At 60.6% G+C, this 11,445-nt stretch carries 9 protein-coding genes and 1 riboswitch; of the genes, 4 read left to right on the plus strand and 5 right to left on the minus strand.

The window, feature by feature from the left end; translation table 11 throughout:
* Positions 1-62: 62 nt before the first annotated feature.
* Positions 63-3,410, minus strand: coding sequence for an SNF2-related protein (locus ACWICV_RS10410; RefSeq protein ID WP_454090987.1), 3,348 nt, complete (start codon positions 3,408-3,410; stop codon positions 63-65).
* Positions 3,411-3,496: 86 nt separating this feature from the next.
* On the opposite strand from ACWICV_RS10410, the gene ACWICV_RS10415 reads away from it, so the two are divergent.
* The gene (locus tag ACWICV_RS10415) at positions 3,497-4,687 is read left to right on the plus strand and encodes an LOG family protein (protein ID WP_454090988.1); all 1,191 of its coding nucleotides are present in this window, start codon (positions 3,497-3,499) and stop codon (positions 4,685-4,687) included.
* 63 nt (positions 4,688-4,750) lie between these two features.
* Here ACWICV_RS10415 and ACWICV_RS10420 read toward each other — a convergent pair whose 3' ends face one another.
* The 3 genes from ACWICV_RS10420 to ACWICV_RS10430 all read right to left on the minus strand — a co-directional run bounded on the left by ACWICV_RS10420 (position 4,751) and on the right by ACWICV_RS10430 (position 6,961).
* A complete protein-coding gene (locus ACWICV_RS10420) occupies positions 4,751-5,854 on the minus strand; it encodes a VIT1/CCC1 transporter family protein (protein WP_400291481.1) in 1,104 nt (367 codons plus the stop codon).
* Between the two features lie 55 nt (positions 5,855-5,909).
* On the minus strand, positions 5,910-6,176 hold the full coding sequence (locus tag ACWICV_RS10425) for a hypothetical protein (RefSeq protein ID WP_388024970.1): 267 nt from the start codon (positions 6,174-6,176) through the stop codon (positions 5,910-5,912).
* A gap of 16 nt (positions 6,177-6,192) precedes the next feature.
* Positions 6,193-6,306, minus strand: a riboswitch (SAM riboswitch).
* A 67-nt stretch (positions 6,307-6,373) separates the two neighbouring features.
* Positions 6,374-6,961, minus strand: a complete 588-nt coding sequence (locus tag ACWICV_RS10430; protein ID WP_133833222.1) for a DinB family protein — start codon at positions 6,959-6,961, stop codon at positions 6,374-6,376.
* A 133-nt stretch (positions 6,962-7,094) separates the two neighbouring features.
* On the opposite strand from ACWICV_RS10430, the gene ACWICV_RS10435 reads away from it, so the two are divergent.
* From ACWICV_RS10435 to ACWICV_RS10445, 3 genes are all read left to right on the plus strand, one after another.
* The gene (locus ACWICV_RS10435) at positions 7,095-7,661 is read left to right on the plus strand and encodes a helix-turn-helix domain-containing protein (RefSeq protein ID WP_105661607.1); all 567 of its coding nucleotides are present in this window, start codon (positions 7,095-7,097) and stop codon (positions 7,659-7,661) included.
* A gap of 136 nt (positions 7,662-7,797) precedes the next feature.
* Positions 7,798-8,214 (plus strand): hypothetical protein, encoded by a 417-nt coding sequence (locus ACWICV_RS10440; RefSeq protein ID WP_402473910.1) that lies wholly within the window; start codon positions 7,798-7,800, stop codon positions 8,212-8,214.
* 106 nt (positions 8,215-8,320) lie between these two features.
* Positions 8,321-9,850, plus strand: a complete 1,530-nt coding sequence (locus tag ACWICV_RS10445) for an APC family permease (protein ID WP_454090989.1) — start codon at positions 8,321-8,323, stop codon at positions 9,848-9,850.
* Between the two features lie 55 nt (positions 9,851-9,905).
* Here the strand turns inward: ACWICV_RS10445 and ACWICV_RS10450 are convergent, their stop codons facing one another.
* Positions 9,906-11,441, minus strand: coding sequence for a PucR family transcriptional regulator (locus ACWICV_RS10450; RefSeq protein ID WP_454090990.1), 1,536 nt, complete (start codon positions 11,439-11,441; stop codon positions 9,906-9,908).
* Positions 11,442-11,445 lie beyond the last annotated feature (4 nt).

Here is an 11,445-nt window from a genome sequence, read left to right on the forward strand (position 1 = left end):
ACTTCGAATATACAGGGTTTTACTGAGCGCCGCCTGCTAATACGGCGGATTTAATCAACCTGTTACTCAAGCAGTCCTCGGATATCTTGGGCGGTCAAGGCCTTGGAGAATCCATCGGCTTCATCCATCACTGTCGAGATCAGCTTGCGTTTGCTTTCCTGCAGCGCCACAACCTTCTCTTCGATGGTGCCCTGCGAAATCATTCGGTACACCATCACCTGTCGCGTCTGGCCGATGCGGTGCGTACGGTCGATAGCCTGGGCTTCCACGGCTGGGTTCCACCATGGATCCAGCAAGAAGCAGTAGTCCGCTTCGGTCAGGTTCAAGCCGAATCCGCCGGCCTTCAAGGAGATCAAGAACAGCGGAGCTTCGCCTTCCTTGAACTGCTCGATGACCTTGGCGCGGTTGCGGGTATTGCCGTCCAGGTAAACGAACTTCACGCCACGCTCGGTCAGCTTGTCGGCCAGCACCTTCAGATACGAGGTGAACTGGCTGAAGATCAGCGCACGGTGGCCTTCGCCCACCACATCATCGAGCTGGTCGAAGAGTGCTTCCAGCTTTGAACCGGGTACGTCCGACAGCGCTGGATCCACCAATGAAGGTTCCAGAGCCAGCATGCGCAGGTGGGTCAGCGACTGGAAAATGGTGAAGCGGTTGCGATCCAGATCTTCAACCAGGTGCAAGATTTTCTGGCGTTCGCGGTTCAGATGGGTGTCGTAGACATGCTGGTGTTCTTCGGAAAGGCGCACCAGAAGCTGTTGCTCCTGCTTGGCCGGAAGATCCAGCACCACGGATTCCTTGGTGCGGCGCAGCATGAATGGCTTGATGCGACGCTGCAGCAATGCAAGGGTGTCCTTGTCGCCCAGCACTTCGATAGGGCGGGCGAATTGGCGATTAAAGCGTGTTGTGTTCAGGAACAATGCCGGAGCAACCAGCGACAGCAAAGCACCGAGCTCGGAAAGGTTGTTTTCCATCGGGGTACCAGTGACGGCCAATTTGAAATTGGTCTGCAGGTTCACCGCGGTGCGATGGGCCTTGGTGGATTTGTTCTTCACGAACTGCGCCTCATCGAGGATCAAGCCGGCAAAGCGCTGCGCCTCGTAAATCTCGTCGTTCAGACGCAACAGGGTATAGGTCGTGAGAATGACATCGTAATTCTCGGCCAGTTCGCTCAGCTGCCGTGGCGAAGGCAAGGTGCCCTCGACGCTGACTACCCGCAGGGATGGGGCGAACTTGTTGATTTCCATTTCCCAGTTGGAAACCACCGAGCTCGGGGCGACGACCAAGAACGGCAGACGGGTGCGCTGGGTTGCGGGCAGCTGAGCACATGCCTGCGGATCGGCCCAGAGCTTGTGGGCATGGAGAATCAGGGCAATCGTTTGCAAGGTCTTGCCCAAGCCCATGTCATCGGCGAGGATTCCGCCGAATCCGCCTTCATACAGGCGAGAGAGCCAGTGGAACCCTTCAACCTGGTAAGGGCGCAATTGGGCGTTCAGCGTGTTCGGCACCTGCGCGTGGTGGGCTTCAGCGACCTTGAGCAGTGAACGCATGCGTGCGATAAACAAGTCCGCGCCGTCAATGCCTTCAGCCATCTCATCAAGTTCTTCGAACAATGAGATTTGGAAGACCGTAAGCTTCAGGTCTCCCTCCTTCGGCTTGTCATTCATTGCCTGCGCCTCGTCAACGAGCGCCTTGAGCTTGGCGAACATGGGGTGGTTCAACGAGAACCAAGTGTTATCCGGCAGGCGCAGCTTCATCTGGCCATTGCTCATGGCCTCGACGATCTGCGAGAAAGGAACCTCGTGGTTGCCCACGGTGATCAGCAAGCCAAGGTCCAGCCAGTCGGTCCGTTCATGATTCACGGCATTGATCTTCAGCTGAGGAAGTTCACGCAGCTGACGGAATTTCGGCCGGGTACCCTTCTCAACCAGCTTGACTTCAGGAATGCGTTCCAGCGCGGGGAGGAGCTCGGTGACGAAATCGATGGTGTCATCGCGGGCGTAGAACTTCGGCGACAAGTTGGGATTGCCGCTTTCTTCATGGACCAGGAAAACTTCATGCACTGCGGCCTGAAGCAGTTCCTCGGCCTCAAGGTCATACACTTCCTGGTCGCCAGGGATCCCCGGGTAGAGGATCTGGAAGTCCAGCGCGGCGGTGTCGTTCGGTTCGTTATTCTCGTTGAATTCGCGCTTGTAGACCACGGTCGCCTGCACATAGGGCGGTTTCAAAGCAGGCAATTCCAGCTCGTCGTTAACGCTACGCAGCTCGAAACGGCGGGCCAAACGCGGGTAGGAGGATTCAAAGAAATCGTTGATCTCCGGCCTAGGCACGGTGACCGGACGGCGGTCAACATACCAGCGGCGGTGCGCGTCAGGAATCGGCTCAACACTTGGCGCGAGCCAAATTTCATCAGGCTGAGCCAACTGGGCATAGAAACCATGCTCGGCGATGACACCGCTTGGTGCTTCCGGATCGAGAATGAGATCCTGGTTTGCAATGTGCAGGACACCGTCCAATTGCAGTCGTTGCTCATCCAGGGAGGCCTGCATGCTGAAGCTTGCTGGAGCAACGATGCGCACGCGCTGCTCGGATCGGGTCGTGATCAGCGGAATTCCCAGCTCATCAGCTTGGTCAAGCAGCGGCCAGAGCAGATCGGAAGCGTACTCGTCCAGGAACAGCCAGTCCTCATCCACCTTGAACTGCAGCTGGCTGTCGCTGCGCGCCATGGAGGCAAAGCGGGTAAACCAGTGGTGCTGCGCCCGCAGCAGGTTCCAGCCGTAGGTCTTGAAGCCCAGGGTGGTCCAGCGAAGCTGGCCACGAACCCAACGGCCTTCGGTGTTGCGTACCATTGGGCGCACTCCCAAGCGGAAGCGCTTATTGCGGGTCGGGTGCGGGATGGTTCCGGTCGGCATCCACTGTTGCTGCTGGGTGGCGTCCTTCGAATCGAAGAGCAGGAACTGAAGCGCCATCGGCACTACCGGATCGTGCTGCGAACCAAGCAGGCCATCGGCCGGGCCCGGCTCGGACTCTTCAAACCATGAATCGATTTGCTGCGACCAAACTGTGTTCGGCTTCTCTTCCCGGGCAGGCACGGCGCGTGGCTGGGAAGCGATCTTGTTGGAGACAATAGCCAGTGCCGCGATGTGCGAGCAGATTCCGGGTGCGTCGCAGGTGCACTCGCACGATTCGATCTTCCACTCTCCACCGTCCATGAGGACCTGGATCATCGGAGAATATTCTTCGCCAGAATCGGTGACGGTGCCTTCGATCTGGTGGGTGCTTTCGTCGAATTCCACGTCAACCACGGAATTTGCTTCTGCAGCCAGGTTCTTTCCATAGAAGAAAGGAACGTTGCCCAGAAAAGCCAATAAGTGGCGGGCATCAATGGTTGGTGGAACAGATTCAATCATCCTCTCATCGTTTCACGTTCCGGGCCTTCGCGAAAGTTGAAGGGCCTTTCTGTGAATAATCACTATCTATGACGTAGCGTTGACGCATGTCCCAAGTGTGGCCCTACCTTCCAGCACGCGCAGTGAACATAACGACGCTCGTTGAATTCGACCGTCTCGCAGCCGAAGCGCTGGCTTCCCACCGCGCACGCGGAAAAGGCTGGCGAGTGCACCGTGTTGATCTGCGCGAACGGGATACCGTGCTGGAATCCTTGGATCTTTCCGAAGCGCTATTCATCGATTGCCAGTATTCCGCGCAAGGAGCGCAGATCGTGCAAGCCACTGGCGGGCTGTGCATGAGCTCGGGGGAGGAGCTTCCCTTCGAGACGGTGGCTCGCGGCTTGTATTCGCCGCATGAGTTGTACTCGGGGATCCGGACGCAGACCTACGAGCATGTGCCTGATGCGAAGATCTACGCGTACTCCCAGCAGCATGCAGCGGTGAATTCCGATAGCGATAGCAATGCGCTGGCAAGAACCCTGCATGATCACCACATTGGCCAGGCGCTGGTCTCGGCAGTGTACGAGGGCACGTTCAAGGAAACCCCGATTATCGGGGTGATGGGCGGGCATGCGATGAGCCGGGGCACTGCGCAGTATGCGCAAGCTTTGGAGCTTGGGCGCATGATTACCCGGGCCGGCTACGCGGTCGCCACCGGTGGAGGCCCCGGCGCAATGGAAGCTGCCAATGCCGGTGCGTGGCTGGCCGATTACGGACCAGAAGATGTCGCTACGGCATTGCAGATGCTGGCCGAAGTGCCAGATGCGATCCATCAGCGCACCGGCTGGGCGAGAACTGCGTTGATGGTCAAGGAGCGTTTCCCGAGCCAGCGGCAGTCCCTGGGCGTGCCAACCTGGTTCTACGGCCATGAGCCGCCGAATCTGTTTGCCACCCAGATTGCCAAGTTCTTCGCCAATTCCATTCGTGAAGCGATTCTGCTGGAGCAGTCCAACGGCGGGCTGGTAGTTCTGCCCGGGGCCGCTGGCACGGTGCAGGAAATCTTCCAGGATGCCTGCGAAAACTACTACGCTACCGGTGCTCGCGTGGTGCCGATGGTGCTGATCGGCAAGGACTATTGGACGAGGGATCTGCCTGCTTGGCCGCTGCTTCAGGCCCTGGCCAAGGACCGTGTCATGGAACAGAAGATTGCTCTGGTGGAAACCGCCGAAGAAGCGATGGAGTTCATCCAGAGCATGCAAACCCTGCGCCGGCGTACCCGGCGGCCGGAGAACAGCTAGAGCACGGCATGGAAAATGCCGGTACAGACAGTGCCGTACCGGCAGTCGCAACGTAGCGGGCTACTAGCTGATGCTGACGTCGAAGATCAGGCCCAAGCAGTAGGTGATGGCCGCTGCGCCCCAGCCGATGGCTAGCTGGCGCAGGCCGCGCTTGAGTGGCGAGGCACCGGAGAGCAGGCCTACGATCCCGCCGGTGATCATCAGGGCCAATCCCACCAGGACTACCGAGACGATGATCGCGGTCATGCCGGACAGGCCAAGGATATACGGCAGGATCGGCACCACAGCACCGGAAGCAAAGAGGAAGAACGAGGTGGCCGCCGCACCGGTGGCCGAACCCAGCTCCTGGTGCTCCTTCTCGAGTTCTTCGCCGCGACCCTCTGGGTTCAGCGAGAAGTCGGGGTTGCAATCGCAGGTGAACAGGCCCATGCGTTCGGCGGCCCGGTGCTCGGCATCTTCATCGCTCATGCCGCGGGCCTTATAGATTAGCAGCAGCTCGTTGGCGTCCAGATCAAGGTTCGGGGCCGCTGTCAGCGTGACCTGGGTTGGGCGTGAAGCTGTCAGCAGCTCGCGCTGGGAACGCACCGAAACGTATTCGCCAGCTGCCATGGACAGTGCACCGGCCAGCAAGCCGGCAATGCCGGAGAACAGCACGAAGGTCGCTGAAACACCGGTCGCACCGATGCCCATGATCAACGCGAGATTGGAAACCAGCCCGTCGTTGGCGCCGAAGACCGCAGCACGGAAGTTGCCCGAAAGGCGCGCACGGCCTGCTGTAGCAAGCGCGCGAACGACTTCTTCGTGGACCTGTTCGTCGGCCGCCATCTGCGCGGTGGCGTCCTTGTCATCGCGGTAGGGCGAACTGCTCTCGGAGCGCTGGGCCATGGCCAGCACGAAGACCGAACCGAAATGCAATGCCAGGAAACGCAGCATGGTGCGGCGCAGCGACGGGCGGACTTCCTTGACATGTTCGCCGAGCAGGACGCGCCAGTGGGATTCGTGGCGTGCTTCCGCCTCTGCCAGGCCCAGCAGGATTTGCCGTTCCTGCCCGGTTTTCTTTTCCGCGAGGGCCCGGTAGATGGAGCCTTCTGCGACTTCATCAGCGAGATACTTGCGCCATCGCTGGATCTGCGCTTTGGTAGGTTCGGTTGCTGAGTGCTGTGACATCGCGAAGATGACTCTCCTGGAACATGGAGTTTCCCAATGAAACCCGTGGATCGGATCAACTACCCAGTTTAGTCAGGGCTCCTGCACTTGGGAATTTGGCAAGACTAAAAGCAAATCGCTTGCCCGCAGGATCTCCGGCGACTGGCACCACCAGCAGCAATTCAGATGTGGCCGGATCGAAGGTCGGCCGGCGGGCACAACGAGCAATGAGCTGTTCAAGCCTGAGCGGATCTGCAACGTAGCGGGTGCGCCAGCGGCCTTCGGCCTTGAACTGCACTTGGCCGGTCTGGCGGTCGATGACGGGCAGAATCGGATATGCCATGGGACGTCAACTCTCTTGCGAGCTCTTGCCCGTGCACCTGTTGATGCGCGGACCGCTTCCTCATCCGAACCACCCATGAACTTGGGGTTGGTGCGCGGCCAGTCGGAGCTTGGCGCCGCGTCTCGTGAAGCAACATTTCCGATGGTACCGCCGGTGGCAGGGCGCGGTGAAGTCCGAATGCGTAATATGACTGCGGCTCAGCTGCCCGGGGCAAAGGCATTGGCCAGTTGCTGCAGCTTCTCGCGTTGTTCGGCCCATTGCCCCGCGGTGTAGCCGGGCAGCAGATCCAGTTGCGCGGTCCAGCCAGCACGGCCATCGAGCTGCTCGCGGATAATATCCAGATGCCCTGCATGCCGGGAGGTCTCGGCGAGCGCATGGATGAGCAGGTGATCCAAGGTGGTTTTGCCAGCTGGCCCCCACCACGGTACCTCTACGGGACAGTCCAGGGGCAGGTCGCTGATGGCTTCATCGGCGAAGGCGATGGCTTTCCGATACAGGCCGATCAGCTGTTGCGCATCCATATCTGCTGGCGGGAGGAAATCCGCGTCGGGATCATGCGGCGCAATGAATTCGCGAACGTAGCGGTCATCGGCCCTGCGCTTGAGGCAGGTGCCGAAATATTCGTATTCATTGATCGCCAAATGGTGCAGTACTCCCAGGATATGGGTGCCTGTGGGGGTGAGCGGAGTGCGTGCCAGGTGTTCGGCGAGGCCTTCTGCCTTGTAGATCGCATTCTCGCGCGCGTCGTTCAGGTACCCGCAGAGCTTGTCCTTGGTGCTGTCCATGGACAGAGTCTAGTGAGCGCTGCAGCCTCGCGGTAGAGGGCGCGGTGTGTTTACCATTGGTAAACTTGCCCCGCAGGCCTTGAAGCCAAAGTGGTTGCGGTTGTTGCTGCAGAAAACGTCGAGGAGCCAAACGATGAAAACCTTGCCAGTTGAACCAACCGGTGCTGCGATCAATATCGGTGCGAGGCTGCGCGGGGTGCGCCAGACCCAGCGTATGACCATTGACCAGGTCGCCGAGCTATCCGGACTGACCAAGGGTTTCCTCTCGCGTGTGGAGCGCGACCTGACCAGCCCTTCGGTTTCCACTCTTTTGCGGTTGTGCGAAGTGCTGGGCATGGAGGTCGGTACCCTCTTCGAGGTTCCTGAAACGAAACTGGTCCGACTGGAGCAGGCGCCCCGTGTTTCCCTGGGCGGTGACGGCATCACGGAGCAGCTGGTCACGCCGCGCAGCGAGAAGCGGGTGCAGATGATTCGCGCCGAGATTGCGCCAAAGGGCACCGGTGAAGCGGAACTGTATTCGGTGGATTGCGAGCTGGAAGTGCTGCACGTGATCGCTGGAAAATTCATCCTGGTATTGCCTGATCAGCGCGTAGAACTCGAAGCAGGCGATACGATCACCTTCCCCGGGCGTGAACCGCATAGCTGGGAAAACGATTCTGATGAGGTCGCTGTGGTTACCTGGACGCTGATCCTCTCATGACGCCAAGCCACGGCACTTGCTGCCATGGCACGGCATGCGCAGTGCGGCTGCGCGTTCGTCTGCGGGGAGATGAACCGCGTATTCTAGGAACGATGCGTTGTTCCGGGCGCTCGGGACAATCAGTGATGGGAGAGGCGTGAGGACAGGCGAACCAACCGCTGCGCAAGATCAACTGCGCAGTATCAGCTGGTGGGCTTCGATACTTTTCGGCGTTCTTATTGGCACCACCTTGACCTGGATCCGCACCCAACGCAATTTCTTCTTCATTGGCGCCGCGATTCTGGCCGTCGTCATTGTCACCATTGGCGTGCGGACGATTCGCCGACGGGCACGCTTCCCGGTGATGGCGCAGGCACGCACCTCGTGGGCGTATGTGCTGTGGACCGGTGTCCTGCTGGTCCTGGCCGGACCGATCCAGCTGGTGTACGTAGCTGATGACCTTTCCGAACTGACGATCAAATCGCTGGTCATGTCCGCAGGCTTCTGCCTGGGCATTCACGAGGTCGACCGCGCGCTGGTGAAAGCCAGCAAGAAGCGCTCCGGCAAGGCCTAGCCTCCTGATTTGGGCAAAATAGCCTGAAATTTAGTCAAAACATCCAATACCCTTTGGCGCGATTTTGCATAGTGTGATCCTGATCAACTTTCCAGAAGGGGTTGCCATGTCAGGAAAAACCGCGAAGAACCACACCGCAGAACCAGGCCTCAAGAAGGTCCTCGGCCGCTGGGATGCCTTGGCCATAGGCGTTGGCGCGATGATCGGTTTTGGCTGGGTCGTGCTCACCGGCGACTGGATTACCACCGCCGGTCCGCTGGGAGCCACGCTGGCCATGCTGGTTGGCGGTGGCATCATGGCGGTAGTCGGCCTGACCTATGCCGAACTCGTTGCGGCCATGCCGAAAGCAGGCGGTGAGCACAACTACTTGCTGCGCGCCATGGGCGCCCGCTGGTCTTTTGCCGGTTCGTGGGCCATCGTCGGCGGCTACATTGCGATCGTGGCCTTTGAAGCAGTGGCACTGCCCAAATCCGTGCTCTATCTCTTCCCGGAGCTTTCGCAGATCAGATTATGGGAGATCGCTGGCTCAGAGGTCTACTTGACTTGGGCGCTGGTCGGTGTCGCCGGTGCGATAGCGATCACCTGGATTAACATCCGGGGCATCAAGACCGCCGGTGTAGTGCAGACCTTCGTGGTGCTCTTCCTCTTCGTCATCGGCGCAATGCTGCTTGCTGGCGCATTCACCGGAGGCGAGAGCAGGAATATGGAACCATTCTTCGAAAACGGGGTGGCCGGCTTCTTCGGCGTGATGATCGTGGTGCCGTTCATGTTCGTCGGCTTCGACGTGATCCCGCAGTCCGCCGAGGAATGCGACATCGCCCCGCGAAAAATTGGCAAGTACGTGGTGATTTCGGTGCTGATCGCCACCGCCTGGTATGTGGGGATCATCCTGGCCACCGCCTCGGGAATGGGCGCTTCGGCGCTCGCCGGATCCGAACTTGCCACTGCCGACGCGATGGGGGCACTGTTCAATTCCGAAATCATGTCAAAGGTGCTGATCGCCGGCGGCATTGCCGGTATCCTCACCTCGTGGAATTCGTTGCTGATGGGTGCTTCGCGGCTGATGTACGCGATGGCCAGTTCCGGGATGCTGCCACGCTGGTTTGCCTACCTGCATCCGAAGCACCGCACACCGAGCCATGCACTGCTGTTCATTGGCGGCCTCTCCATTCTGGCTCCATTCTTCGGCACCGCCATGCTCGGGTGGTTGGTGGATTCCGGTTCGCCGTCGATCGTGATCGCCTACCTGCTGGTGGGCGTGGCGTTCTTGATTCTGCGCCAGCGCGAACCGCAGATGCAACGCCCGCTGCGCGTGGGCGGTGCGGGAAACGGCGGCAAGGTCATCGGCGTACTGTCGGTGGTCTTCTGCGCCGGCCTGATTTCGCTGTATCTTCCGGGAATGCCGGCGGCCATCGGGTGGCAGCCGTGGCTGCTCTTCGCCGCTTGGTGGATCCTGGGCATGGCCTTCTTGCTGCGGGTGCCACGCGGGATTGCGCCGGGCGAATTCGCGGAAGAGGAATTGCTGCAGAAGCTGAGCATCCGCCAGCAAGCCAAGCTCGGTGCCACCGGCCCGGACGCCGCAGCAACGCGACGCGCCAGTGCGCCGCACGATAGCCGGACTCGGCTCAAGGGCTGACGGCTGTACCTAGGGCACGCCGCGGGATCTGGCTATTGCAGAGACTGCGGCGTGCCTATTTCTGTGCCCGGCGCAGGGCCAGCCAGAGCGAGGCGGCGGCATCCGGATCATCGAGATTGGCGCCAAGCAATTCCTGGGCCACGGTGATGCGGTGGCGCAAGGAATTTCGGTGGATGCCCAATTCGCGGGAGGCTTCTTCCCAATGGCCGCGATGGCGCAGGTAGGAGGTGACCGCGGAGAGCAGATCGGCGCGCGCGTACGCTGCGAGGGCCTTGACCCAGGTCTCTGCGCTGGCATCGAAGCCCGGGGCGCCGCAGGCCATGGTCCCGAACGGGACAGCGTCCAGCGTTTGGCGCAGGGCAGGCAAATTGGCAGGGATCTCGGCCAAGTTCAATGGTTGGGAGAGTACGGCGTGGACTTCGGGTGCGGGGGAATCAAATCGCCCGCACGCCATCGGGCCCGTTGCGGTTGCAGCCTGCGGTGCCACTACCTCGCCATTGCCGGAACTGTCTGCGGGTTCGGGAAGTATCAAATAATGTTCGGCGCCGTCCTCATAGTGAAGCTGGCACTTGCGTACCGCTGCGGCGACATCGGGCAAGGCGGCGGGGCGCGCCAGCGAGGGCAGCGCATGAAGTGCGGTTGCTGCATCGGTATCGGCACCTGCCCGGTACAGCAGGATTCGCACACGAACAGGTATTCTGCCCAATCCGGCTTCTTCCCCGACCAGGCCTGCCGCCTCGGGCTGGCCATGCAGCAACAATTTTGCGGTGGCCGAGCTGAGCGCGTTATTCGTGCTGGCAGCCAATTCCCGTTGCCTGGCGCGCAAGGAGAGCAACGTGCAGGCCGTCATGATGATCTGCCGGTCGGCCTTGGTCGGCCTGCGCCCGGCGGCAACTCCGAGATATCCGTGGATCGTGGTTCCGGACAGGATGGGATAGAGCGCTACTTCGTGGCCCTGGACCTCGAAGGTGGACGCCGAGGGCATGCCATTGCGCCGAAAGCGCATGGACTCGTGACGGAGTTCGCCCAGGAACGCTTCGGCGGATGCCGGGTAGCAGGCCGCCGGCCGGGAATCGACGGAAAGATAGGCGGCCCAGCCGTTCACTGCCTCAGCCAAGCCCCGCACGACTGCATTGATGGCATCCGGGCGTACGGCGGCACGCGCCAAGGCAGTCTGCGTGCCCAAGGAACCCATCAGGTTCGAAGCCTGATCACGTGAGGCCAGGCGCCAGTATGCCCGTGAAATGTTCTGGAAGGGCACTTGGTCCGGGACGATCCCCAGCTCTATGCCGGCAGCGTCGCAGGCGGCGATGACGTGCTCAGGCACCGTGCGAAGCCATGGACCCAGGCCCAGTCCCAGGGCGCAGACCTTTTTGTCCTGCAGCCGGCGCATGTATGCGCGGGAAGCTTCCTCGCTCGCGGCGAATGGCATGCCGGTGGTCAGCAGCAGCTCGCCGCCATCCAGATAGGTGGTGGGATCTTCCAGCTCAGAGACGTGCACCCCGCTGACCGGCTGGGCACGGAAGGTTCCGGTGCTGGCAGGGAAGAACTCGGTGCCCAACTCCGCGCCCAGCTGCAAAAGCGTAATCATTGGG

It is taken from the genome of Glutamicibacter sp. NPDC055354, assembly GCF_053644955.1.

Bases quoted from the DNA above. Each gene is read 5' to 3' on its own strand.
- ACWICV_RS10410 (WP_454090987.1), bottom strand. From the start codon at position 3,410: ATGATTGAATCTGTTCCACCAACCATTGATGCCCGCCACTTATTGGCT.
- ACWICV_RS10415 (WP_454090988.1), top strand. From the start codon at position 3,497: ATGTCCCAAGTGTGGCCCTACCTTCCAGCACGCGCAGTGAACATAACG.
- ACWICV_RS10420 (WP_400291481.1), bottom strand. From the start codon at position 5,854: ATGTCACAGCACTCAGCAACCGAACCTACCAAAGCGCAGATCCAGCGA.
- ACWICV_RS10425 (WP_388024970.1), bottom strand. From the start codon at position 6,176: ATGGCATATCCGATTCTGCCCGTCATCGACCGCCAGACCGGCCAAGTG.
- ACWICV_RS10430 (WP_133833222.1), bottom strand. From the start codon at position 6,961: ATGGACAGCACCAAGGACAAGCTCTGCGGGTACCTGAACGACGCGCGC.
- ACWICV_RS10435 (WP_105661607.1), top strand. From the start codon at position 7,095: ATGAAAACCTTGCCAGTTGAACCAACCGGTGCTGCGATCAATATCGGT.
- ACWICV_RS10445 (WP_454090989.1), top strand. From the start codon at position 8,321: ATGTCAGGAAAAACCGCGAAGAACCACACCGCAGAACCAGGCCTCAAG.
- ACWICV_RS10450 (WP_454090990.1), bottom strand. From the start codon at position 11,441: ATGATTACGCTTTTGCAGCTGGGCGCGGAGTTGGGCACCGAGTTCTTC.